Here is a 588-nt window from a genome sequence, read left to right on the forward strand (position 1 = left end):
TAAGTGGATAATATTGCTTCTACCTGCTCTTATTTGGCTGGCGGTCAGGCAAATTGAACATATTTGGTGGGCGGAGAATCTTACCTCGATTCCCGCCCTCATTGTGTTCACTTACGTTGTTTTAGCCTCGGCGTTTTTTATCGCTCGCCGATGGTTGCAAAGTGCATTTTCTGCCTTTGTCGCTATTTTGTTTGTCTCGCTCCTTGTTCCGTCGCAGCGCAGCCATGTGGCGTCTTGCCCGCAGTCTTTGAGCGTCATTCAATTCAATCTTTTTTACGAAAACTCAGACATCAATCAGTTCATCAACTATCTGTTGAGGCATCCTGCTGATTTGGTGGTGATGCAAGAGCTGACGCCGCGTGTTGGAAGCCTTTTGCACATGTTGGATGATGTCTATCCGCATTATCATGGTGGCCAACGTGACGTAGGGTACCCATCAAATTTGATGATTCTTAGCCGACACCCGATCACGGAGGTTTCGGTTTATCGTGCGCCAAATGGACAAGAAGTCATCAGAGCGGTTTGGTTGCCTAAAGGTCAAGCACCGATCACTTTGTTTGCGGCTCATCCACCGTCACCAAGAACCAG

1 protein-coding gene is annotated in these 588 nt (G+C 48.0%); it reads left to right on the plus strand.

The genetic code is table 11. From position 1 onward, the window contains the following. On the plus strand, positions 1–588 hold a 588-nt coding region (locus R7044_RS26780; RefSeq protein WP_405540944.1), incomplete at both ends, for an endonuclease/exonuclease/phosphatase family protein.

It is taken from the genome of Vibrio sp. 1402 (genome assembly GCF_033340275.1).